Source organism: Campylobacter concisus (assembly GCF_902460845.1).
GTDB classification, from domain to species: domain Bacteria; phylum Campylobacterota; class Campylobacteria; order Campylobacterales; family Campylobacteraceae; genus Campylobacter_A; species Campylobacter_A concisus_X.
Window position 1 is genome coordinate 424,006 of the sequence record NZ_CABPVS010000003.1, and the last position, 19,974, is coordinate 443,979.

At 39.5% G+C, this 19,974-nt stretch carries 32 protein-coding genes; 26 read left to right on the forward strand and 6 right to left on the reverse strand.

Annotation, left to right across the window (positions count from 1 at the left end; translation table 11 throughout):
- Positions 1 to 166 precede the first annotated feature (166 nt).
- The gene (locus F3H00_RS05125; protein WP_149703736.1) at positions 167 to 907 is read right to left on the reverse strand and encodes an XRE family transcriptional regulator; all 741 of its coding nucleotides are present in this window, start codon (positions 905 to 907) and stop codon (positions 167 to 169) included.
- A gap of 206 nt (positions 908 to 1,113) precedes the next feature.
- Between F3H00_RS05125 and F3H00_RS10335 the strand changes: the two genes are divergently transcribed.
- The 14 genes from F3H00_RS10335 to F3H00_RS05190 all read left to right on the forward strand — a co-directional run bounded on the left by F3H00_RS10335 (position 1,114) and on the right by F3H00_RS05190 (position 9,175).
- On the forward strand, positions 1,114 to 1,281 hold the full coding sequence (locus tag F3H00_RS10335; protein ID WP_188115297.1) for a hypothetical protein: 168 nt from the start codon (positions 1,114 to 1,116) through the stop codon (positions 1,279 to 1,281).
- A gap of 1 nt (position 1,282) precedes the next feature.
- Positions 1,283 to 3,286, forward strand: coding sequence for a Mu transposase C-terminal domain-containing protein (locus F3H00_RS05130; protein WP_149703737.1), 2,004 nt, complete (start codon positions 1,283 to 1,285; stop codon positions 3,284 to 3,286).
- 11 nt (positions 3,287 to 3,297) lie between these two features.
- Complete coding sequence (locus F3H00_RS05135; protein WP_149703738.1) at positions 3,298 to 4,203, forward strand: AAA family ATPase; 906 nt, start codon at positions 3,298 to 3,300, stop codon at positions 4,201 to 4,203.
- Positions 4,203 to 4,451 (forward strand): hypothetical protein, encoded by a 249-nt coding sequence (locus F3H00_RS05140; protein ID WP_149703739.1) that lies wholly within the window; start codon positions 4,203 to 4,205, stop codon positions 4,449 to 4,451. The genes F3H00_RS05135 and F3H00_RS05140 overlap by 1 nt, the downstream gene beginning before the upstream one ends.
- Positions 4,452 to 4,515: 64 nt before the next feature.
- Positions 4,516 to 4,857 carry a hypothetical protein gene (locus tag F3H00_RS05145; protein WP_149703740.1) on the forward strand — a complete coding sequence of 114 codons (342 nt, stop codon included), beginning with the start codon at positions 4,516 to 4,518 and terminating at the stop codon, positions 4,855 to 4,857.
- 35 nt (positions 4,858 to 4,892) lie between these two features.
- Positions 4,893 to 5,381 carry a host-nuclease inhibitor Gam family protein gene (locus tag F3H00_RS05150; protein WP_149703741.1) on the forward strand — a complete coding sequence of 163 codons (489 nt, stop codon included), beginning with the start codon at positions 4,893 to 4,895 and terminating at the stop codon, positions 5,379 to 5,381.
- 127 nt (positions 5,382 to 5,508) lie between these two features.
- Positions 5,509 to 5,763 (forward strand): hypothetical protein, encoded by a 255-nt coding sequence (locus F3H00_RS05155; RefSeq protein ID WP_149703742.1) that lies wholly within the window; start codon positions 5,509 to 5,511, stop codon positions 5,761 to 5,763.
- A 56-nt stretch (positions 5,764 to 5,819) separates the two neighbouring features.
- Positions 5,820 to 6,461 carry a DNA cytosine methyltransferase gene (locus tag F3H00_RS05160; protein ID WP_149703743.1) on the forward strand — a complete coding sequence of 214 codons (642 nt, stop codon included), beginning with the start codon at positions 5,820 to 5,822 and terminating at the stop codon, positions 6,459 to 6,461.
- A complete protein-coding gene (locus F3H00_RS05165) occupies positions 6,451 to 6,654 on the forward strand; it encodes a hypothetical protein (protein WP_149703744.1) in 204 nt (67 codons plus the stop codon). Before F3H00_RS05160 ends, F3H00_RS05165 begins: the two co-directional genes overlap by 11 nt.
- 1 nt (position 6,655) lies before the next feature.
- Positions 6,656 to 7,054, forward strand: a complete 399-nt coding sequence (locus tag F3H00_RS05170) for a phage protein GemA/Gp16 family protein (RefSeq protein WP_087584943.1) — start codon at positions 6,656 to 6,658, stop codon at positions 7,052 to 7,054.
- Position 7,055: 1 nt separating this feature from the next.
- Positions 7,056 to 7,241 (forward strand): hypothetical protein, encoded by a 186-nt coding sequence (locus F3H00_RS05175; RefSeq protein WP_021090302.1) that lies wholly within the window; start codon positions 7,056 to 7,058, stop codon positions 7,239 to 7,241.
- Complete coding sequence (locus tag F3H00_RS05180; protein ID WP_149703745.1) at positions 7,238 to 8,452, forward strand: hypothetical protein; 1,215 nt, start codon at positions 7,238 to 7,240, stop codon at positions 8,450 to 8,452. The genes F3H00_RS05175 and F3H00_RS05180 overlap by 4 nt, the downstream gene beginning before the upstream one ends.
- Positions 8,428 to 8,745, forward strand: a complete 318-nt coding sequence (locus tag F3H00_RS05185; protein ID WP_149703746.1) for a hypothetical protein — start codon at positions 8,428 to 8,430, stop codon at positions 8,743 to 8,745. Before F3H00_RS05180 ends, F3H00_RS05185 begins: the two co-directional genes overlap by 25 nt.
- Position 8,746: 1 nt before the next feature.
- Entirely contained in the window at positions 8,747 to 9,175 is a 429-nt protein-coding gene (locus F3H00_RS05190; protein ID WP_149703747.1) for an HK97 gp10 family phage protein, read from the forward strand.
- A 7-nt stretch (positions 9,176 to 9,182) separates the two neighbouring features.
- On the opposite strand, the gene F3H00_RS05195 is transcribed toward F3H00_RS05190, so the two are convergent.
- The 5 genes from F3H00_RS05195 to F3H00_RS05215 all read right to left on the reverse strand — a co-directional run bounded on the left by F3H00_RS05195 (position 9,183) and on the right by F3H00_RS05215 (position 13,055).
- Positions 9,183 to 9,665 (reverse strand): hypothetical protein, encoded by a 483-nt coding sequence (locus F3H00_RS05195; RefSeq protein WP_149703748.1) that lies wholly within the window; start codon positions 9,663 to 9,665, stop codon positions 9,183 to 9,185.
- A gap of 60 nt (positions 9,666 to 9,725) precedes the next feature.
- Positions 9,726 to 11,279, reverse strand: coding sequence for a terminase large subunit domain-containing protein (locus F3H00_RS05200; protein ID WP_149703749.1), 1,554 nt, complete (start codon positions 11,277 to 11,279; stop codon positions 9,726 to 9,728).
- Positions 11,280 to 11,591: a hypothetical protein gene (locus tag F3H00_RS05205; RefSeq protein ID WP_149703750.1), complete on the reverse strand. Its 312-nt coding sequence runs from the start codon at positions 11,589 to 11,591 to the stop codon at positions 11,280 to 11,282. It lies immediately after the preceding gene.
- 9 nt (positions 11,592 to 11,600) lie between these two features.
- The gene (locus F3H00_RS05210; protein WP_148817285.1) at positions 11,601 to 11,927 is read right to left on the reverse strand and encodes a competence protein CoiA; all 327 of its coding nucleotides are present in this window, start codon (positions 11,925 to 11,927) and stop codon (positions 11,601 to 11,603) included.
- Between the two features lie 114 nt (positions 11,928 to 12,041).
- The gene (locus F3H00_RS05215) at positions 12,042 to 13,055 is read right to left on the reverse strand and encodes a phage portal protein (RefSeq protein ID WP_149703751.1); all 1,014 of its coding nucleotides are present in this window, start codon (positions 13,053 to 13,055) and stop codon (positions 12,042 to 12,044) included.
- A 137-nt stretch (positions 13,056 to 13,192) separates the two neighbouring features.
- Here F3H00_RS05215 and F3H00_RS05220 point away from each other — a divergent pair, with 137 nt between their 5' ends.
- The 12 genes from F3H00_RS05220 to F3H00_RS05275 all read left to right on the forward strand — a co-directional run.
- Entirely contained in the window at positions 13,193 to 13,954 is a 762-nt protein-coding gene (locus F3H00_RS05220) for an XkdF-like putative serine protease domain-containing protein (protein ID WP_149703752.1), read from the forward strand.
- A complete protein-coding gene (locus F3H00_RS05225; protein WP_180382172.1) occupies positions 13,954 to 14,847 on the forward strand; it encodes a phage major capsid protein in 894 nt (297 codons plus the stop codon). The genes F3H00_RS05220 and F3H00_RS05225 overlap by 1 nt, the downstream gene beginning before the upstream one ends.
- A gap of 10 nt (positions 14,848 to 14,857) precedes the next feature.
- Positions 14,858 to 15,064: a hypothetical protein gene (locus F3H00_RS05230; protein ID WP_180997646.1), complete on the forward strand. Its 207-nt coding sequence runs from the start codon at positions 14,858 to 14,860 to the stop codon at positions 15,062 to 15,064.
- Positions 15,065 to 15,075: 11 nt separating this feature from the next.
- Positions 15,076 to 15,516: a glycoside hydrolase family protein gene (locus tag F3H00_RS05235; protein ID WP_149703753.1), complete on the forward strand. Its 441-nt coding sequence runs from the start codon at positions 15,076 to 15,078 to the stop codon at positions 15,514 to 15,516.
- Positions 15,497 to 15,856 carry a hypothetical protein gene (locus tag F3H00_RS05240; RefSeq protein WP_149703754.1) on the forward strand — a complete coding sequence of 120 codons (360 nt, stop codon included), beginning with the start codon at positions 15,497 to 15,499 and terminating at the stop codon, positions 15,854 to 15,856. The genes F3H00_RS05235 and F3H00_RS05240 overlap by 20 nt, the downstream gene beginning before the upstream one ends.
- Positions 15,853 to 16,098, forward strand: coding sequence for a hypothetical protein (locus F3H00_RS05245; RefSeq protein WP_149703755.1), 246 nt, complete (start codon positions 15,853 to 15,855; stop codon positions 16,096 to 16,098). The genes F3H00_RS05240 and F3H00_RS05245 overlap by 4 nt, the downstream gene beginning before the upstream one ends.
- Positions 16,088 to 16,468, forward strand: coding sequence for a hypothetical protein (locus F3H00_RS05250; protein WP_149703756.1), 381 nt, complete (start codon positions 16,088 to 16,090; stop codon positions 16,466 to 16,468). The genes F3H00_RS05245 and F3H00_RS05250 overlap by 11 nt, the downstream gene beginning before the upstream one ends.
- Entirely contained in the window at positions 16,461 to 17,072 is a 612-nt protein-coding gene (locus F3H00_RS05255; RefSeq protein ID WP_149703757.1) for a phage baseplate assembly protein V, read from the forward strand. Before F3H00_RS05250 ends, F3H00_RS05255 begins: the two co-directional genes overlap by 8 nt.
- A gap of 2 nt (positions 17,073 to 17,074) precedes the next feature.
- Entirely contained in the window at positions 17,075 to 17,359 is a 285-nt protein-coding gene (locus tag F3H00_RS05260; RefSeq protein ID WP_021090248.1) for a GPW/gp25 family protein, read from the forward strand.
- Positions 17,356 to 18,438, forward strand: coding sequence for a baseplate assembly protein (locus tag F3H00_RS05265; RefSeq protein ID WP_149703758.1), 1,083 nt, complete (start codon positions 17,356 to 17,358; stop codon positions 18,436 to 18,438). The genes F3H00_RS05260 and F3H00_RS05265 overlap by 4 nt, the downstream gene beginning before the upstream one ends.
- A complete protein-coding gene (locus F3H00_RS05270; protein ID WP_149703759.1) occupies positions 18,435 to 19,055 on the forward strand; it encodes a phage tail protein I in 621 nt (206 codons plus the stop codon). The genes F3H00_RS05265 and F3H00_RS05270 overlap by 4 nt, the downstream gene beginning before the upstream one ends.
- 11 nt (positions 19,056 to 19,066) lie before the next feature.
- The coding region (locus tag F3H00_RS05275) for a phage tail-collar fiber domain-containing protein (protein WP_149703760.1) at positions 19,067 to 19,974 on the forward strand (908 nt) is incomplete at its 3' end.

Here is a 19,974-nt window from a genome sequence, read left to right on the forward strand (position 1 = left end):
AATATGGAGCAAATAGCGTTAAGAGCGTTATTTTAGCAGATAGGGACATAGGGTAAAAAATGAGAACTCAAAATGCAAAATTTGCAAAATTTAGGCATTTTTTTGCATTTTGAAAGCCAAAGCTTCAAATTGCTTCAAAAACTTCAAAAATAGCTTCAAAATCACTTTAAATCACGCATCTTAGGACCTTACCCACAATATACACTTGCACATCGTCGTCTGGCCCTATGTCGTAGCTTTCGTAGTCTTTATTGACGCTTTTAATGTGCAGTACGCCGTTTGGCGACTTTTGAAGCAGCTTAACCATAAAATTACCGCAATAATTTATGATATATAACCCATCGCCGGCAAAAGACGCCGTAACGTCTGCTATAACCCAACTATCAGGGAAAAGCATCGGCACCATAGAGTAGCCGTCCACCTTCATGCAGCGCACGCGATCGGTATTTTTAGGGCGAACTTTAAAGAGCATTTGCGAAAACGGAACAAGAATATCGGTATCATAAATTTCTATGCCGTCAATATCGACACTCTCGCCTGCGCCCACGCTTGAGCTGAGTTGCCTTATATAAATTTGATCGTTTTTGATTTGCTCTAGTTGGGAGTTTTTAAGGTTTGGAGTATTAAGGGACAAATTGTTATCACTAAGGGACAACTTAGGGACACGATTATTTTTTATAAGGGACATTTGAAATTCTTCAAGAGATAAATTCTTATCATAGAATTTATTTACGCCTACGCCAAGGGCAACAGCTATTTTTTGCAAATTCTCAACAGTAATATTTTTTGTTTTTCCGCTCTCATAGCCTTTTATGCTATCAAGTGAAACACCGGAATGTTTTGCCAAATCTGCCTGGGTCCATTGTCTTCCTGCTCTTAGCTCTTTTAATTTTGTAGACAAGCTCATGAAAATCCTTTAATATATTACACCTTATCTTGACAAGTAGTAATATATTACGCTATAATTCTAAATCTATTGGGAAATAATACTAAATTTTTCTTAAATTTATTAGTAAAAATGCTAGGAAATTTATAGAAAGGTTAGTAAAAATGCTAAAACTAGCAAGGAATAGAGTAAAGAGATTTTTTAAAAATAGGTCAGAAGGAGAAAAAGTGGCAAATATAGCAAAACCAATCACCAAAGCGGTTAAGCGAAAACTAAAATACGATCTTAAAGATTACTGCGAGATGCGCGGCCTTAGTTTAAGCAGCCTATATAAAGGTTACGTTAGCCAAAAGGCTCGTAAAATACTAGAAAAAGACGGGATAAAAGTAGCCTAATATGTGGGTAAACAGCAAAGAAGCGGCTGAAATTTTGGGCGTAAAATATGAAACCATTAAAAAGGCTACACAAAGAGCAGAAAGAGCAGGCAAAAAAATTTGTCTTATTGGGTGTAATATATCACACTTTACCTACACCGACGGCATTGGTCGCGGCGGCAAAACCCTCCAAATTTGGATCGACGACGCCGTAACAAACAACGACCCAAACCAAAAGGAATCAGACGATGAGAAAAATAGTATTAACGCTAACCTTGATCATAGCCGCGGTAGCGATAGCGCCGATTTTTGCAGCGCTGTGGATAGCGCAGTTAGCGATGGATATATTATGGACGGTAGCGGCTGCTGCGAGCACGGTGGCGATAGCCGTAATCTGCTTTGCGGAGCGCAAGCTTGCGAAAAAATAGAGGCCAAAAGCGCAAGCCAAGATCAGGTAAAGATAAAAATCGAGGATCTAGAAAACATGAATAAGCTAAAAGCCGTCAGAGAGCTAAAAAACTGCCCAAAAGGCATGAGTAAGACTATGTGGGGGCAAGGAGTAGCGAAAAAGTACGGAGTTAGCCTAAAAACGCTTTATACATGGGCGAAACTAAACAAAAAAGAAGACGTAGAGATAGAAGACGATGAGTTAAGTATTGATTTTAGGGCTAGTTTTAAGAGTTCTAGCTTTGAAATGAAGGCTTTAGAGTGGGCGGTTGGGTTTATGCTGCATAACCCTTTGAGCTCTAAAAGGTTCGTTTACGAAAAGCTTGAAATTTACGCAAAAGAGAACGACCTAAATATAGGCTCTTATCAAAGCTTTGCGAGATTAACGGCGAGCGCTGAAATAAAAGCCATGCTGCTTCGCGCAACCGCCGGAGATAGAGGGGTGAGAAACGAGATAGCCTCTCATATCATCAGGGATCTAAACTGCTACGAGAGCATGGAGCTAGTTTGCGGCGATCAGATAGTGTTTGATTTTGATGCTATCGGCCCCGACGGAGAGGTGCTAAATCCAAACGCTTACGTATGGATAGATATGGGAAGCGGAGCCATCATAGGTATAGACGTGACGTTTGGCAAATATAACCGCCTAAGCGTAGGAAGAAGCCTAAAAAGCGCGCTAAGATTCGGCATGGCGGACGCCATATACACCGATAACGGCAAGCCAGAGCTAAGTAACTACATCGAGCAGGTAAGGAGTCAGCTAAGCGGCATAAAATTTAGAGACTTCGACGATCTTGCGCCAAACATGATACACAAAAAAGCAAAGCCGGGAAACTCGCGCGCAAAACCTATCGAAAATATCTTTAACCACGTGCAAAGACGCATGAGTGAGATAGTGTTTTTCGAGCGAGGGGGAGCTAGCTATCACAAAGATAAACGGGGTGATACACAAGAGATCATCAAAAAATACATGAAGGAAAATCCTTTAAATTACGAGGATTTCATCGGCTATTTCGAGCAAGGGATCAGGTGGTGGAACGAGCACTATAACGCAAGCCGCAAAATATATCCTATGAAAAGCTTTCTTGAAAAGCTAGAAGCTAAACCAAAGGCGGTATTTGACGAGACGACGCTTGATTTTATATTTAGCGAGCGCCGTGCTATCAAGGTAAAAAATAGCAGCGCAACGCTAACGATAATGGGGCAAAAACGCACCTATAGCCATCCTAGACTTTGCAAATTTAACGGCGAAACGGTGGAAGTGCGCATAAACGAGAACGACTACGAGAGAGTAAATATCGTGGATATGGATAGTCATAGAGCGCTATGCGAGGCAAATATCATAGATAGAATCGATCCGAGAGATCACGAAAAAGTAAAAGCGCAAATCGCTAAAAACGAAGCCGTAACCAAGGCTGTAAGAGCGGCGTTTGGATATTACTTTGATCTATACAAGAGAGCAAATGCCATGAATGCATATACGAGCGTCGCGCACGAAACCAAAGTAAAAAATGAGAAAACTAGAAAAATAAGCAAAAAAATAGCCATGAGCAATGAAGAGTTGCTTAATGCTATGTAAAAGGAGAATTTATGGGTATCAGTTTAAAAGAAAAATTCGAGCTTTGCCAAGCTTACGGCGAAACGCTAGAAACGATAGGCAAAGCCATAGGCAAAGGCGGGGGAACGGTAAGCGGCGTCATAAACGGCAAATACGCTTCGTCTAAGGCCGAGCTTTACGAGACGGCGATCGAGGCGTATTTGGATAGGGTTTTGGCGGCAAACGCCGAAAAAAAAGAGGCTAAGACGCCTAAAAGCGAAGTTTGGCTAAGCACGGCGCAAGAAAAGATAAGAGATAGGATTTTTAAAATGAATAGCTCTAATCTTAGTTTTTTCGAGCTAATTTTAGGCGAAAGCGGCATGGGAAAGACCTTTTTACTAGAAATGACGGCGCACGAGCTTGACGGAGTATACGTCAAAGCTCGCAAAAGCCTAAGCGCAAGCGCATTTATGAGCCTACTTTTGCGAACTATCGGCGAAAAACCGAGCGGAAACATGGACGATAAATTAGAGCACTTTTGCGAGGCTATAACGCATAGCAAAAAAAGGCTAATAATCGTGGATGAAGCCGATTTGTTCGTAAAGGACAACGACTTAACGTTTGAGAAAAAATTTGAGCTTTTAAGAGAAATCTACGAATACGGTAAACGCTACAAACTAGGCATAGCGGTCATAGCAGTAGGTCTTGGGGTGCTTAAAAAACGCATAGATAAGCTCGGCGGCTATTTGCAAAGCAGGCTTACTTATTCTCCAGAGATGGTTTTAAGCAGGGACGAGCTCATAAAAATCGGTCAAATGAACGGAATAGAAGGGGAAATAGCGGAGTTTTTAGCCGAAGGCGACAATGCAAGGCTATATGAAAAAACGTCGCTAAATTTGGCTTTGGGATACGAAGCTAAAGTGGCGGCCAATCTAGTATATCAAACAAGGAGAGCGTGATGGCGATAAATTTTCTTAAAAACGACGTAGCGGAGCGAACGCAAGCGGCGGGGCTAGTTAGGCTGGTGAGAGAATTTGAAGAGAAAGGATTTGAAATGAGAGTAAGTGCTAAAGGTGAACTATGGGGCATAAGGCGCGGAAGCATGATAAAGGGCCAAAAGGCGGACTACTCAAAGAGTATGTTTAAGCTAGTAGGCAAATATATCATACGAACCACCGACGGCAAAGTGATCGATACGGCAGCTTAAATTTGATTTTTCGGGAGCTCTGCGGAGCTTCCTATAAAGTTAAATTTTTAAGAAAGGAGAATAGATGAAAACAGCGAGATTAGTGTTTGTTTCTACTCCCTACTCAAGCATAGAGTGCAAAGATCGGGACAGAAACTACTACGCTAAGCAAATAGCACAGCAGGCTTGCGCTATCGTCAGAGCTAACGGCTACGAGCCTATCTCGCCCGTACTTGCGTGGATGGATATATATAGCGAGCTTGAGCGTGAAAGAGTAATGAAAAACTGCGAAGAACTGCTTAGAGTGTGCAGCTACTACTACAGCCATTCGTGTAAGTGGAGCGATAAGAGTACAGGCATGGCACAAGAGGCGGCGTGGGCTAAAGAATACGGCCTAAGCGAGCTTAAATTTAGTTTGTTCGAGTGATAGGGCTAATAAAAATTTTTAATGAGGAGTAAAAGATGCAAATAAATAGTTTTAGCGACGTAGACGTCGCTTTAAAAAGACTATGCGAAGTAAGCGTAGGTATAGAAAAGATCAACGGCGAAGTAACGCTTGAGTGCAACCGTATAAAAGAAGCTAGGAAGAGCGAAGTTGAAAGACTTGAGAGTGAAAAAAGCTTTTTAGAACAGCAAATCACACTATTTTGCGAGGACAATAAGGCCGAATTTGCCGAAAAACGCTCGAAGGAATTTACATTCGGCGAGATCGGATACCGTATAAGTAAGAGTGTAAGAATACCTAATGTAAAAGCCAAACTTGAAAGTTTGTTAAGCTCAATAAAGGCATTTGGATTAGGCAAAGAGTGCATTATATATGAAGAAAAGCCTAACAAGGAAGCACTTGCGGAGCTAAAAGACGAGGATTTAGTAAAACTTGGTCTTAAAAGAGTAGTGAAAGATAATTTTAGGATAGTACCTAAGATAGAGAGCCTGGAGATAGGAAAATGAACGGGATAAAGAGCTATTTTCAAATTTATTGGAGTGAATATAAAAAGTTAAAAGATAGCAAAAATAGGCTTTTGCCTAGGTTTGTAAGACGAGAAAAATTAAGAATTTGTGTTAAAGGGCTTTAGAGATGCTAAGTTTTTTAATATGGGGGCTAATTTTAAACATTTATGCTTTTATCGTAACTCTCATTGCTACTAGGATAGTAATCCCTAAATCTGAACGAAAAAGAGATTCTAAAAATATAGTTACAGCAGCGATAATTGTAATGCTAGTTCCTTACATGATGATGGCCTTATGTCTATATGCCATGATAATCCTAGCAGTTTGTAAATTTGACTATGAAGAGTTGAAGAAATTTAAAGAGAGGGCAAAAGCCCTTTAAAGAGCGTTTTAAACCACTTTAACGCTCTTTAAAAGGTTTAATTTTAAGGAAAATAATTGAGAATTCTAAATTTATTCGCAGGTCTTGGCGGAAACCGAAGACTGTGGGATAACGTAACTGACATAAGAGTAACGGCCGTCGAGCTTGACGAAGCCGTAGCGCACGCTTACGCTTTTCGTTATCCAAATGATGAGATTGTTATTGCCGATGCGTACGATTATGCAGCAAAGCATTACGACGAGTTTGATTTTATATGGGCATCGCCGCCGTGCCAAACGCATTCAAAACTAAATTTCGGTAATGTTAGATGGAAGAATTCAAGAAAATTACCTGACTTTAATCTATACTCTTTGATAGCATATCTTCAAAAAAGATGTCAGACAAGGTGGGTGGTCGAAAATGTAATACCTTTTTATACGCCCCTTATAGCTCCTAATGTTTTACTCGGTAGGCACTATTTTTGGTGCAATTTTCATATTGCTAAAAAAGATTTTAAGCCTAAGGTTGCCATAGCGGACGTTAAACTAGGCGATTTTAAAGACTTTGATATAACGGCTTTTAAGGACATAAAAAATAAGCGCCAAATACTGCGAAATGAGGTTAATTATGAGCTTGGAGAATATGTTTTTAAGTGCGCAATAAATAATGAAACAAAAATCCAAAAAGAACCCGACCTAGGATTATTTAATGACAACTAAACAAAAAAATCACCTTGATAATCTACACGCAAAAAAGAGAGAATCGTATCAAGCTAAACTTAATAATGTTCTAAGCTACGATCTTAGTTTTTACCGCTTTAAAAACGGAAAGCTAAACGTATCAAAACTAGCTAGGTGTAGTGGTTTAAGCCGTGGATTTTTAGAAAAACATTTATGGTTTAGAGGCTTATAAAATGAGCAAAAAAGAAGAAATTTATAGAAAGCAGCTTTTGGCGATCATCCATACGCACCCGTTTTATAAACACGCAAAACAAAATGACGCATGGGAAGAATTTTTAAGCGCTTGGGACGTAAAAAGCTGCGCGCAGTTAAAAGTAAAAGAGCTTATAAATTTAATAGCCGTTATGGACGGTAAAGATAATCCAAAGTCCAGCACAGCAGAGTTTGCAACGCAAAGTCAAATATATGCCATAAAATCTCTTTGGCAAAGAGTAGCTAATGATAAAAGCGACAAAGCCTTGCTATTTTTCATAAAGCGGATAACTAAAAATTTATACCTAAAAATAGAGTATATAAAAAAGAGAGAGGCCTCAAAAATACTTATAGTTTTAAAGAAGATGGAGAATAAATAAAATGCTTTGTCCTAAATGCGCATGCGAAAAAACGAGCGTTTTAAAAACGATTAAGGGACTAAAAAACATAAGAATGAGAAGATGCGAGGGTTGCGGATATAGCTGGATGACCGAAGAAAAGCCAATAAAAGATAAAGAACTAATAGAATACGCCGAATATATAGAGCGTATCGAAGGTAAAAAATGAGATTTTTAAAAGCTTTAACTAGATACAAGATACTAAAATCAAGCGACGATATAGAGTTTTTGCTACAAAACTACACCGCTGCGCAGATAGAAAAACTAGAAACCATAACAGCCGAAATTTTAGCTATTAGCACCGAAAATACGGACAAAGAAACCCTAAAGAAGCTACTTTTAAACAAAGCCAAAAGCGCAAACATAGACGTACTGCCTAGCGATCTTGAAAATTTATATATCATCTTATCCAAAAGAGCTCTAAAAAAAGTGGCTGAAAGTATGAATAAAACTCTAGCGTTCGTTTTTGACGAGATAGACGCGGATGCGGTGGATGCGATGAGAAAGAGCTTTTATTGGATGGGCAAAGAGTATAACGAAAATCTGCAAAACAGGCTAAAAGATAAGATCGAGGGCGTTTTTAAAGGCGAGATAGAGCTTGATGAGATCGGCGCGGAGTTAAAAAGAGAATTTGGCTCTATAATAAGCGCGGACGAGAGCTATTTTAAAGGCGTGAGCGATCATATAGCATTGCAGGCTAGAAACGTCGCTACCGTTACGCAAGGGGCAAAATACGGCGTAAAATATTATAAAATTTTAGCTATTATGGACGCTAGGACGACGCAAATTTGCCGCTCGATGCACGGACGAATAATCTCCGCGACTCACCTTGAAGCGCAAGCCGAGAGGATACTAAACGCAAATAGCCTAGCTAGCAAAAAAGCGGCCGCAGCGTGGAAAAGCGACGCGTATCTAGGTAAAAGCGATAAGATGGATAGTAATTTCGGGCTTCCACCTTATCACTTTCGCTGCCGCACGGAAGCCATACCGGTGTGGGTCGACGAAGAAGAGATAGATGGCGTAAAGATGAGAAATACGCAACCGCTTTACGAAAATGAGATTATAAAACATATAGATAAAATGGGTGTTGAGAGATATGCAAACAAAAAGACTTACAATCACTCTGTAAGTTCATCAAAAAGAAACGTAAGCCCAGCAGATACTATAAAAGCACTCAACTCTATCTTAAAGATAGCTCCACACAGAGGACATGCAAACAGAAGCGTAGCTGTAAGCCAAAACGGCTATTTTATGGTATTTGATGGTGATTATTTATATAATATATTTAAACCGAGTGATAATCTGGAAAGATATTTTAAAAGAAGCGCGGTTTTAGATAAAGCGGAGATTATAAAATGGAAATTTGCAATATTTGCCTAGGTAACGGCTGGACGATAGAGAGCGCTAAAAACGCCAGTTTGGGTAAAGGTATGGAGATTGAAATTTTTGCTCAATTTGAAGTGCTTAATGATGATATTACCTGGATTTATGACATTGTCCTCCCAAGCGATAAGGCTATAAGTGAATGTAAAAAGATCGCTATGTTTAATAAAACTTGCAAATTCGTCGTTTACGATCTTGATAAAAATGGCGACAATTGGATAAAAAAAGAGAGTTTTAGCGGTACTTTTATAGACGCATTAGAATACATAAAAGAAAATTTCAAAGTATAAAATGAAAAATATCGACAAATATTTAAAAGACTTCCTTTTTAGAGTGGGTTCGGGCGTAGCGCAGGTCGCCAAAGAAAAAACAGCACCTATAAGAACAGGCAATCTCAAAAGAGATATAAGGGTATTTGAGGCAAACGCTAGTGAAGTGAAAATAGGAAATACCTTAAAAATAAAATATGCCAAATATGTCCATAGTGGTACAAGAGCTTATACTATCAAACCCAGAAATAAAAAAGCTTTAGCCAATAAAAAGGCGGGATTATTTTTTGGTAAAAAGGTAAAACACCCCGGCATAAAGGCAAATCCATATCTGTTAAACGCTTGGAATATCTACAAAAACGGCGGCTTGAAACGCGCTAGCGACGAGCTAGCGCAAAATGTAGGTAAAGAGATAGTAAAAGAGATAAAAGTGATTTTAAAAAATCAATAAAACATAGTTACTCTGTCGCATCTCCAACAAAAAGACTTTGTTTGATATACTCGCCTTCAAAATTTTGTCTACTATCTATAAGATTATGAATTTCAACCAAATCTAACCATTTCGGTGCAGGTGCAGGCAGTATTTTTAAATCCTCAAGCTCCTTGTTTGCGCTTTTAAGCATAACCCCGCGATGCGTTATGGCCTTTCCGTTTATCGCATAAACATCAAAACCCCCGAATTTATTCGTCGCGGTATCGTCTACGACGTAAACTCCGCCCTGCGTATGATCGCCCCCCGCTTCAAAACATTTTATAAACAAATAGCCCTTATATTGCGTGTGGGCACACCTTACTGGGTTGTATTTTTTGTAATAAAATATATACATATTTGTAAGAAGTTCTTCGTATTTTTCTATATCTGCCTTAATATTTTCATCTTTGCTTTCACATCCGCAAAATACAAACATACCCATAAGTAAAATAACCAAAAACCTTTTCATGCCACCCCTCTCCTTTGTCAAGTAAGCTTATTTTGGTTTAAAAAAAATTATATCAAATTTTTAAATAATATACGCCTTGCCTCTTTTGTCCCTTACCTTTTCAAAGTAACTAAGCGCCAAAGCTAACGCCCAAAAGCGGTCGGCGTGGCCGTGTTCGTTGCGGTCGCTGTCGTAAATAAAGCTTTTAGCGCCCGCTTTTCGCTTTATAGCGTGAAGATCGGCTATTAATGCCGGGTCGTTTGGGATGATTATGCTTTTATCTTCAAAGTGTTTTTTTAAATTTAAAGCCATAGCCTCTTTGCTACTTTGCGTAAAATAGACCCCTTGCACCCTTGAAGGAAAGCGCCTTTTTACCTTTTCGGCTACGCTCATACCGATACCCGTTTTATCTATCTTTTGCATAGCCAAAGGGTTTAGGCGCAAAAAGTCTATGAGTAAATTTTCTTGCGCTTCAAAGCTTGCTTTGGCGATAACGTCTAGCACGCTTAGCTTCTTTACGCCGCCTTCGTCGTATACGGCTATATGAGCCGATCTATCTTTCGTGCGACCCACGTCAAATCCCGCGTATTGCGGGACGCTTTTGGCGGGGAGTGCCGGCGCATAGTCTTTTATACAACTTTTTATAAGCTCCACGCTTAAAAGCGCGTTTTCGTCGTCTATGAATTGGCACTCATACGCGCTCGCCCACGTATCGGCGTCAAAAAGATCGCGCATAGTTTCAAGATCGAAATTTAGACCGTCCTCGATAGCTCTATAAATATCTACTCTATGCCTTGAAAACATATAGTATTTTGTTTCGTTGTCGAATAGCTCGTGAAATAGCGAATTCTCTTCAAACGGCGTAGATAGGATAGTGAGGCGACCCGCTACCGCGCCGATTGAGGGCACGAAAGCATGCCAGATTCGCTTTTGATTTGGATACCAAGCGAACTCATCCATCCAAATATCGCCCGTAAAACCTTGCACCGTACGGAAGTTATGAGCCATAACCCTAATCGTAGCGCCGCTATCTAGGCTCTTTTCGTATTCGCTATTTTTAGCAAAAAGTATGCCGAATTTCTCGGCCCATCCGTCTAGGTAGTTCATTAAAATCCTAGCTTGCTCTTCGCTCGCGCTCAAAAACAGCTGATTACGACCCGCAACGGCTCCAAGCAGCGCATCAAGGCTCGAGGCGTATGAAAAACCTATTTGGCGGGATTTTAGCACGATACGAAACTGAGACGTGTCATTGATAAAATCTTTTTGATAACCGTAAAGCCCGCCCTCATCCATAGCTTTAGCCTTTAGGCTTTCATAGTCTGCGTTCATTATGGTGGTAGGCTTTTTCTTATTTTTTACCTTCGCCTCTTTCGCCTTTTGACCTTCAAGGCGAGATAAAGATGCGGAGAGCATCGCTATTTGTTTTGCTTTACTGTCGCTGCTTTTGCCTTTGCTAAGCTCTGCGATTTGAGCTTTTAAATTTTGAGAGGTTAGGCGGCCTTGTTTATCCTCTTTGCCTTTCCAACGCGACAGAGTAGATACGTCGATCTTGTATTCTTTACTAATTTCAGACAACGAGTATCCAGAGGAGATTAAATTTAAAACGAGTTCTTTCGTCTGCTTAGAATACGCCATTTATTCATCCTCCAAACAAGAGCGCATAAAATCAAGCGTGAAATCGAAATTTAGTATATCCACGCCCCGCTCATCGGTGGCATCTACGCTTGAGTTTTTAAAATTTAAAAGAGGAGTTAGACCCATAAGCTCTTTTAATACAACCTCTCCGGCGCTAATGGGAACAATAACGGTCAAGACGGCTTTATACTGCGCATGGTTAAGCGCGCTTCTTTCGGAAACGAAAATTTTAAAATCGTCTTCGTGTTTTAAAATTAATTTTTCGCAAAACACAATTAGCTCTTTTTCGGTCTTGATATTCTCTACTTCCATACTCTCTCCTTAGACGGCGGCATAAAAATATCCGCTCGTATTTTTCTTTGTCGTAAGTTTGTAAAATTTATCCATCCAATACTCCTCCCACTGCTTAACGTCTTTAAAAGTATCTAAGCTCTCGTCGTATTCATTTGCGCGCTGCTGGATTTTAAGCCAAAGCTTCTGTCCTAAAAGCGCTAACGTATAAAAAGCGGCGGCTTTTGTTTTGCTCGCCTCTTCTACGGCGTATTTGCCTATCTGAGACTCTGCCATTTCTATATACGGTATTATCTCGTCGTCGGCTATCATTTTTAATTTGTTATAGCGTCTAATTTCATCTATGATATTTTGCATCTTATTCCTTTTTAAAAACCTGCTTCAAAACGCTTCAAAACGGCTTCAATTTCAACGAACGTATTTTAAAGATACGTTTGCATTGTTTTAGTATTAAAACAGCTTAAAACGTTTTTATTTGTTATAACCCAAAATTCCGCGCGCTTCGTTTAGGCTAATTATGCCGCTGCTTACCAGCCCAGCTACCAGCTCTCCGTCGTCTTTAAAGTTGCTTACATCGATAGGCTTAAGCTTGATAGGATAGCCGATACTATCGAAAAACCACTCTATTTGCTCTTGTTTTGGGATGATCGTAAGCTCGTTAAAGCTGTGCAGTTGTCCGGTTACCTCTCCGCTGCCTCCAAGCTGTCCGGCGGTCATTACTCCGACCATTCTAGGCGGTACTCCGTGTGCGGCTATGATCTCGTCCCTATTTAGGTTTTTAAGCTTTTCAAAACTAATATCGCTTACCTTGCTTAGATCCTCGATACGTACTTTTGCGTTATCGCCGTTTGCGGTTAAAACCAAAGTTTTGTGCGCATTGCCCGTCCCTTTAAAATTCGAGCCGAAAAATTCTTTAAAGGCGTTAAGCTGCATTTCATCAGGCTCTGAATTTTCAAAGATTATGGCCGTATCGGCTCGGGCGGAGTTTTCAAAAAAGGCGTTATTAAAGCTGTCGGCTTTTTGATTGGTGAGAATCGAGAGCATAGCCGCCAAATAATCGGGCTCTCCGTAAAACCTAGAGTTTGGAGAGTAATAATATAAGTGCTTGGCGTTAAGCGCTATTGATTTATTGTTTTTTACTTGAAATATTTCTTTGCTTTCGTTTACTCTAGCTTCGATAGAGGGAAGTACATAAAGGTTTTTACCCGCAATTTCAACAAAAGCATTTCCAAAAATTTCAAGATTTAATATAAACGCATATAAAAAATCTTTGGGCGTCATAGCGCCACCTTCAAGCTTTGAGCCATCTTCTATATTAGACAACAGTGATGCTTTTAATTGCACAGCTCGCCTGTGATAGGTATTAGCGTAAAAAAGACTTAGCAATCTATCAAAGCTAAAAAACGGCTCTATTAAGCCTTGTGAGTCTTTGCTTTCTTCAGTAAGCTGTGCGCTACCTTGCGCTGCTTTAAAAATTCTATCCATATTTATCCTAAAAATTTTTAATCCAATTCTACGATAAAGATTTTTCGCTTTCTAGCAAGATAAGACATATATGTCTTATTTAGGTTTTTAAAAATCTTATTTTTGGCGAAAATGGCGGAAAAAATAAGGAGTAAGTAATGGCTAGAGAGATAACTGATATGCAAATCAAGTTAATTTCGCTGGTATCAGCAGGTGCTAACAATAAAAAAATCATCTACAAAAATGAGAATTTTAACGAGCTGTTAAGAGTCGATTTTAAAAAGAGCGATGCAGAACAAGGAGTTGTTTATGGGATAGTTTATGCCCCGGACGAAGTGGATACACAAGGAGATTTTGCAAATGCTGACGAAATCAAAAGGGCTACTTATAACTTTATGAAGAGATCGGACCTTAGCTACTGTATAGATGTAAATCATAATTTTAATATTGCAGACGCCTATATATGCGAAAGCTGGATAGTAAAAAGCAAAGATGAATTCTTTAATGAAGAGGGAGCGTGGGCGGTAGGCATCAAAATAGAAGATGAGGAACTGCGAGAGATGATAAAAAACGGAACGATAACTGGACTATCAATGTATGGCAGTGGAGTGATAAAGGGGAGCGAAAAAGAAGATGTCACAAAAGGCGGCGTAATAGCGGCGCTAAAAGAGTTTTTCGGCTCAAGCGAAAATTTTAAAAAAGAAAGTTCAAACAACAAAGGAGAAACAATGGATGAAAATACAGTTGCCGAGCTTGTAAAAGCTGGCATTAGTGCAAATGACGCAAGGCTTGAAACACTTGAAAAATCGGTAAGCGAGCTAACCGCCAAACTTGACGCGATAACAAGCGAGTTAAGCAAATCAAAACAAGACGTAACGATCGAAAAAACGCAAATTTCAGCAAGCAAAGGAATACTATAATGGACGGATTAAACGATATTTTAAAAGGCTCTATGAATGCCACCAATGTTACTCTCTCGGGCTCACTTACACCTGAGCAATCGCATAATTTTATAGACGTTATTAAGCAAAATAACGGCTTTTTGCAAAAAATCCATACTGAAAAAATGGGTCGACTTACTAAAGAGCTCGATGCATGGGACGTAGCAAAAGGAATTTTGGTGCGCGTAGCTAGTGGCGAAAAACCAAACGACTCACAAAGATCGGCTTTAAGCAAAGTAGGTGCAAAGCTAGATGCCAAAAGCGTTCAGCTATTCTCTCGCATCTTGCAAGACGCGTTAGAAGATAATAAGTCAAACCCTAATTTTGAAAAAGAGACTTTTGACGCGTTTGCTAAAGCTTTCGGTAACGATTTGGCGCTTCTTGGCTTTACCGGAGAGAGCGATACTTACGACGGAACTTTTAAGACGCTACATAAAGGCTGGCTACAAGTAGTCAAGGACTCTAGCGACGCAGTTAAATTAACCTATGCAGCATCAGAAAAGGTATCAAATAGACTGAGTGCATTAGTTGGATCTATAGACCCGGACATCGTAAGCGAAGCTAGGATTTTGATAAACCCTTCCGACGTTCAGGAATACAATAAAGAGCTAAGCGCACTAAATTCGCCGCTTCATCTCGTTCAAGGCGGAGCCAACCAAATACTTGGCATTCCATTTGAAATAACTCCTCTTATGCCAAAAGGCACTTATCTAGCTACTCCACTTAAAAACTTAGTTTTAGGAGTAGTTTTAGACATCCGTCGTAACCGCTGGTATGACGCTGAAGAGCGAGCTTTAAAATACGTATTTGATGTATTTACTGATTATGAAGTAGTCGTTAAAAAATGGGCTAGCCTTATGAGTAAGGCATAAAGGAGCGAGCATGATGTACATAGCTAAAGGCAATATATGCGTAAAGGGAAATTTCGTTAAAGAGGGTGAGACAATCACCCTTAATCAAAACGAAGCTAAAAAGTATTTGGACTCCTCAATGATAGAGGTTTTTAAAGAAAATGACTCAAATACACAGTTGCAAGATGAGGACAAATCCTCTGATCAAGACGATAATTTGGGGTCAAAAGAAGAGTGATCGAGGTCAAAATGTCATTAAAAGAAAACATAAAAGAGAACGAAGGCTTTAAAAGCTACATATATCAGGATACTTGTGGGCATCCTACTGTCGGATATGGTTTTAAGGTTTCATCTCTTAGTAAAGACGAACTCTTTTTAAATGGTGGAAGGGTTGAGCCTATGAGTAAAGCGGTAGCAGATCAGATTTTAGAGATGAAGCTTATTAAGCTCATACCTAGCGTTTGTGAAGCTTTTCCTTGGCTGGAAGATAAGCCAAAAAATGTCCAAGACGTGGTAATAGAGATGTGTTATCAAATGGGAGTGCCAGGAGTTAAAAAATTTGTTACCACTCTTAATTTTATAAAGTCTGGCGAATATGAGGCAGCCTATAAGAATGGACTAGATAGCCTTTGGGCAAAACAAACGCCGAACCGAGCAAAGAAGGTGCTAAGTGGGTTACTTGATAACTAAACTTCCTATCGTAGGCTTTGCATTGGCCGCGCTTTTAGGTTTTGCTTGCATAAATTTGTTCCTAGAAAATTCAAGGCTAGAGGGCGTAAATTCCGTCTTGCTTAAAGACCTTGAAAGCGTAAAAGAGAAAAACGAGCGACTAACCAAGGACTACACTACAGTCAAAAACAATCTAAGTGCCTGCGATACAGCTCTTGCTTCACAAAACGAAGCTATAAAGGCTGCTGCGGTAAAGATCGACGATACTCCGTCAAAAGAGGTCGAGAGAATAAAGAAGATCTACGTCAAAGATAAAAGTTGCGAAAGCGAGTTGGCTGCATATAAGGAGCTGTTTAAATGAGAATATTAGTGTTCTTTATGGCGCTCGTTCTGCTTTTTTCAGGCTGTGCAGATAAGCAAGTGTCTGAGCCTATAGTTGTTTATAAAGAAAAATATATACCCGTAAAATGCAATGCCAAAATGCCACTAAAACCCAAAGATAATGGCACGTTTGAGATGGACAAGAAGATTGCTGTTTATTACCGCGATTGCGAAAAAAAACTAAAACAATGTCTTGGAATAAAGGAAGAAGATGGAAAATAGCCTAGATTTTGGCAATGAGATAAGAGAGACAGCTGGATTAATAAATTTAGCTGGATCATGGGGATTAAATGAATTTATCGTCTTTATGGCGATTTTTGGCTTTATAGGCTTTGTGGTGATCTTTTGGCTGCTTAGTAGATATACGAGCAAAAACACTGATTTGATGATCGATGTGGTCAATAAAAATAGTGAAGCGATAAATAAACAAAGCAGCGCCACTGAAAAACTAAGCGATATTTTGGCAGCAAATTTTGCCATAAATAAAGAGAAGCTTAATGAAATACATGATGATGTAAAAGAGATCAAGCATAGCGTAAAGTACACAAGAACGCTAAGAAATAAAAAATTTAGCGAGCATATAAATGATTGAAGTTGGAATTATCAGTGAAGTAAGAGATGACCGTGCAAAAGTTGCCATTGGTTCGATGGTAACTGATTTTTTGCCGGTATTTCAAGCACATGCCAACTCTTATGCAGTGAGCTTTTCACCAATACGTGTAGGAGAGCAAGTGCTAGTGCTACCTGTGCATGATGAGCTAAACTCAGGTGTGGTGCTTCGTGGACTTTATCAAAGTTCATATAAAACTGATGCAACTGATAAGAAAGTACATATAAGTTTTGAAGATGGCATAAAGATGAGCTATGACAGCTCTAGCTCTTGCCTTGAAATTTCATCTCCAAAGCTTATAAACATAACTTGCGATAACGCAAATGTAAAGGCTAAGAATGTGATGGTGGAGGCCAGCGAGACAACAATAAAAAGCGGGGATATCAAGCTGCTCGGCAATACACTCATTGAAGGGTCAATAAATACAGCAGGAAGCGGTGGTGGTAGTGGTAGCTTTGAGATAAATGGAGATGTAAGGATCACTGGCTCAATCACGACAGGTGGCAATGCAAAATTTGGCGGCAGCGTAAGTGATGCGCGTGGCAGCCTAACAGATCATAAAAATAACGGACTTGCGAGGGATTAGTGATGAAATATCTCATTGATATAGAAAACTCTATCAAAGACATACTCCTAACTCCGCTTGGCTCAAGGGTGATGCTACCTGAGTATGGCAGCAGAATTTATGAGCTAATAGATCGCAAGGTGGATGATGAATTTCGTGCTGATCTGGCGTGCTTTGTGATAGAAGCGGTTGAGAAGTGGGAAAAGAGAGTAAAGATCGATGAAGTTCGTCTTATAGGCCTAAAAGATCATAAGCTTAGCTTTAAAGTAGTGCTTATGAGTGGCGATGAGATAGAGGTAAGAGCATGAATTTAAAGCAACTTCCATATCCAAACGTTATTGAGGTACTTAAATATGATGAAATTTTAAATAATGTTAAAAACCTTTTTAAAGAGCATTTAACTGATGATGAAATTTCACTACTTGAAAGCGACAACTACTCGGCCTTACTTGAAACACTAGCATATAGAGAGTTACTCTTGCGAGCCAGGATAAATGATAGCGTTAAGGCTATGTTGCTACCACTTTCTACTGGAGATGACCTTGATAACATAGTAGCGATTTATGGCATAGAGAGACTAAAAGGAGAGAAGCCAACCGCGCAGAGTGAATTTACACTCTCTATGCCAAGAAGCAGCGATACATATTTACCAAAAGGGCTAATTTTACGCAGCGAAAATGGTGAAATCGCAACTTTAAAAAGTGAAGTTGTGATAAGAACAAATGAGCTAAAAGCTGTTGGAGTGATCATCTTGGATGAGTTTACAAAAACCAGCAAAGCAAAGTGCGAATATATCCAAACACCACTGCCTTTTGTATTAAAAGCAAAACAGCTAAGTGAGTTTGAAGGCGGAGCCGAGCGTGAAAGCGATGATAGGCTAAGAGAGCGTGCAGTTTTAAGCTTAGAGCGTTTCTCAACTGCAGGCAGTGCTAAAGCATATACTTATCAAACACTAAGCGCAAATGCAAAGGTGTTGGAGTGTAGTGTGCTAAATGGCGGTGCTGGAGTGGTGCAAATTTATCTCAAAACTACCGACATGAGCGAAGAGACTAGAGCTGATGTGGAGAGCTTTTTAAATGCTGAGAAGGTCAGGCCACTAACCGACAATCTAAGCGTGTTAAATGCTACAAAGATAGATGTAAAGGTAGTAGCTACTCTTGAGCTAACAGATATGCTCTTTCAAGACGAAATTGCTAAGAGTATATCAGCTCTGCCAATTAGCCTTAGTCTTGGAGAGGATCTAAATTTAAGCTATATCTATAAAAATCTACACATCAACGGCGTTTATAGAGTAAGTCTTAAAGAGCCACTTAATGATAAAAAGATAAGCGTAAAAGAATTTGTAAATTTAAGCTATGAGATAAGCTACAAAAAGGCCGAGTTATGAGCTTACTACCTAACCACAAAAGTAAATTTGATAAGAAATTTGACTTGCTTTTTGGCGTAAGGTTTGAGGATCTAGACATTGGTGTCATAAATACTCTTGCAAGCAAAGCTCCAAAAAATTTACTGCCAGTACTTGCAGCTAGCTTTGATGTAGATATTGATGGACTAAACGAGAATGAAGCTAGAGAGCTCATAAAAAATGCCTTCGAGATACATTACTACTCAGGCACTTTTTATAGTCTAAATAAGGCGTTAAGCGCACTTTATGCAGATGCCAAGGTGAAAGAGTGGTTCGATTATGCAGGACTACCTTATCACTTCAAACTAGAGCTTGATGCAAGTAAAAATGGCGTAAGCCCACAAACACTAAAGAGATCTGATGAGATCATAAACGCCTATAAAAACGTGCGTAGCGTCTATGATGGAGCAAGCATAAAAGCCACTGCTAGCATAAATTTAAAAGCTTACTCTTACACATTTAGCGGTGAAAACATAAGTGTAGATCCTTACGTAGTCTCAAATATAAGTGAGAGTGCAAGCTTTAAAGTAGGAGCTACTACGCAGATAAACGAGATCATAAGCATACCAATCGATGCAATAAGAGTTTTAACAAGATAAAGGACGGATAAATGAAGCAATACACACTTTTAACAGCTAGTGGCATAAACAAGCTTTTAAAAACCGCTAGCGACGGATCAAAGATAGCTCTAAAAGAGATCGTAGTGAGTGATTACGAAGGAGAGCTAAGCGAACAAACCACATCGATACCAAATGAGAAATACAGAGGTGCAATAAACGCCATAACGATAGACGAAAACGATAATAACATACTTGACGTCGATTCCATAATACCGCCTGAAGTTGGCGGATTTTACATAAAAACGGCTGGCATATACTGCGATGATGGCTCACTCTTTGCAGTTGCAAGGCTAGCAGATACTTATAAGCCACTTTTAAACGAGGGGTCAAGCAAAGACATCACATTAAATTTTAAACTTCAAATCGCAAATGCGAGTGAAAGCATCATTTTAAAGGTTGATAACAATATAGTGTTAGCAACTAGAAAATGGTGCGAAAAGATGTTTCTTAAGTTAAAAGACAAGATAGACGCCTACACCAAGCAAGAGAGCGACGATAAATTTGCTCTAAAAACCGAGCTACAAAAAGCTATACCAGTCGGAAGCTATCTTTTATACAGCTCAAACTCAACTACTCCGGATGGATTTTTACGTTGTGACGGCTCGGCGCTTGACAAAAATACATATGCGGCACTCTTTGCAGTGCTCGGTTACACATACGGGCGAAGTGGCGATAAATTCTTATTGCCAAACTTTAGTGATGGACGTTTCTTTAGAAGTACTGGCGGAAATGCAGATACTCTTGGTAAGTTGCAGGGGGATGCCATTAGAAATATCACTGGTAGCATAGTCACTAGAAGTAACACTGATGGTAGTATACAAGCTCAAGGGGCTTTTGGTGGTGAAGTAAATTCTAGTTGGTGGGCACAAATGACAAGAGGGTCAGGAACTAATATTAA

Excerpts from the sequence above, each read along its gene's own strand:
- F3H00_RS05125 (WP_149703736.1), bottom strand. The coding sequence starts at position 907 with ATGAGCTTGTCTACAAAATTAAAAGAGCTAAGAGCAGGAAGACAATGG.
- F3H00_RS05130 (WP_149703737.1), top strand. The coding sequence starts at position 1,283 with ATGTGGGTAAACAGCAAAGAAGCGGCTGAAATTTTGGGCGTAAAATAT.
- F3H00_RS05135 (WP_149703738.1), top strand. The coding sequence starts at position 3,298 with ATGGGTATCAGTTTAAAAGAAAAATTCGAGCTTTGCCAAGCTTACGGC.
- F3H00_RS05140 (WP_149703739.1), top strand. The coding sequence starts at position 4,203 with ATGGCGATAAATTTTCTTAAAAACGACGTAGCGGAGCGAACGCAAGCG.
- F3H00_RS05145 (WP_149703740.1), top strand. The coding sequence starts at position 4,516 with ATGAAAACAGCGAGATTAGTGTTTGTTTCTACTCCCTACTCAAGCATA.
- F3H00_RS05150 (WP_149703741.1), top strand. The coding sequence starts at position 4,893 with ATGCAAATAAATAGTTTTAGCGACGTAGACGTCGCTTTAAAAAGACTA.
- F3H00_RS05155 (WP_149703742.1), top strand. The coding sequence starts at position 5,509 with ATGCTAAGTTTTTTAATATGGGGGCTAATTTTAAACATTTATGCTTTT.
- F3H00_RS05165 (WP_149703744.1), top strand. The coding sequence starts at position 6,451 with ATGACAACTAAACAAAAAAATCACCTTGATAATCTACACGCAAAAAAG.
- F3H00_RS05170 (WP_087584943.1), top strand. The coding sequence starts at position 6,656 with ATGAGCAAAAAAGAAGAAATTTATAGAAAGCAGCTTTTGGCGATCATC.
- F3H00_RS05175 (WP_021090302.1), top strand. The coding sequence starts at position 7,056 with ATGCTTTGTCCTAAATGCGCATGCGAAAAAACGAGCGTTTTAAAAACG.
- F3H00_RS05180 (WP_149703745.1), top strand. The coding sequence starts at position 7,238 with ATGAGATTTTTAAAAGCTTTAACTAGATACAAGATACTAAAATCAAGC.
- F3H00_RS05185 (WP_149703746.1), top strand. The coding sequence starts at position 8,428 with ATGGAAATTTGCAATATTTGCCTAGGTAACGGCTGGACGATAGAGAGC.
- F3H00_RS05190 (WP_149703747.1), top strand. The coding sequence starts at position 8,747 with ATGAAAAATATCGACAAATATTTAAAAGACTTCCTTTTTAGAGTGGGT.
- F3H00_RS05195 (WP_149703748.1), bottom strand. The coding sequence starts at position 9,665 with ATGAAAAGGTTTTTGGTTATTTTACTTATGGGTATGTTTGTATTTTGC.
- F3H00_RS05200 (WP_149703749.1), bottom strand. The coding sequence starts at position 11,279 with ATGGCGTATTCTAAGCAGACGAAAGAACTCGTTTTAAATTTAATCTCC.
- F3H00_RS05205 (WP_149703750.1), bottom strand. The coding sequence starts at position 11,591 with ATGGAAGTAGAGAATATCAAGACCGAAAAAGAGCTAATTGTGTTTTGC.
- F3H00_RS05210 (WP_148817285.1), bottom strand. The coding sequence starts at position 11,927 with ATGCAAAATATCATAGATGAAATTAGACGCTATAACAAATTAAAAATG.
- F3H00_RS05215 (WP_149703751.1), bottom strand. The coding sequence starts at position 13,055 with ATGGATAGAATTTTTAAAGCAGCGCAAGGTAGCGCACAGCTTACTGAA.
- F3H00_RS05220 (WP_149703752.1), top strand. The coding sequence starts at position 13,193 with ATGGCTAGAGAGATAACTGATATGCAAATCAAGTTAATTTCGCTGGTA.
- F3H00_RS05225 (WP_180382172.1), top strand. The coding sequence starts at position 13,954 with ATGGACGGATTAAACGATATTTTAAAAGGCTCTATGAATGCCACCAAT.
- F3H00_RS05230 (WP_180997646.1), top strand. The coding sequence starts at position 14,858 with ATGATGTACATAGCTAAAGGCAATATATGCGTAAAGGGAAATTTCGTT.
- F3H00_RS05235 (WP_149703753.1), top strand. The coding sequence starts at position 15,076 with ATGTCATTAAAAGAAAACATAAAAGAGAACGAAGGCTTTAAAAGCTAC.
- F3H00_RS05245 (WP_149703755.1), top strand. The coding sequence starts at position 15,853 with ATGAGAATATTAGTGTTCTTTATGGCGCTCGTTCTGCTTTTTTCAGGC.
- F3H00_RS05250 (WP_149703756.1), top strand. The coding sequence starts at position 16,088 with ATGGAAAATAGCCTAGATTTTGGCAATGAGATAAGAGAGACAGCTGGA.
- F3H00_RS05255 (WP_149703757.1), top strand. The coding sequence starts at position 16,461 with ATGATTGAAGTTGGAATTATCAGTGAAGTAAGAGATGACCGTGCAAAA.
- F3H00_RS05260 (WP_021090248.1), top strand. The coding sequence starts at position 17,075 with ATGAAATATCTCATTGATATAGAAAACTCTATCAAAGACATACTCCTA.
- F3H00_RS05265 (WP_149703758.1), top strand. The coding sequence starts at position 17,356 with ATGAATTTAAAGCAACTTCCATATCCAAACGTTATTGAGGTACTTAAA.
- F3H00_RS05270 (WP_149703759.1), top strand. The coding sequence starts at position 18,435 with ATGAGCTTACTACCTAACCACAAAAGTAAATTTGATAAGAAATTTGAC.